We start from the raw sequence: 343 nt of genomic DNA, 5'->3' as shown, positions 1-343 counted from the left end.
AGTCATATCACTATGGTAGTCGGGGTTGACGTCCATGTGACGACAGCTCCCCCCTTCAATCCTATCCATCCCTACATGGGTATGGTGATGGACCCCTCCGACTACATACCGTTCCTTGGCACGAACGTAAGTGTGAACGGGCTGAAGCGCGGCGTCTCGGACACCGGCGGCATGATTATCCCCCTGGCGCACATCCCGCTTGCCGGGCCTTTCGCCATGGCTTCGATGATTGGTCACGAGAGCATGAACTTCTTCGCCTCCCAGACCGTGTTCTGCGACGGTAGCCGCATGAGTCCGAAGGGTCACATGGTGATGACGTGCAACGACGTGGGCATACCGCTGT

It is taken from the genome of Bacteroides sp. AF25-38AC, from assembly GCF_003602995.1.
GTDB lineage: Bacteria > Bacteroidota > Bacteroidia > Bacteroidales > Bacteroidaceae > Bacteroides > Bacteroides uniformis.
Note: the sequence above shows the minus strand (reverse complement) of the source record.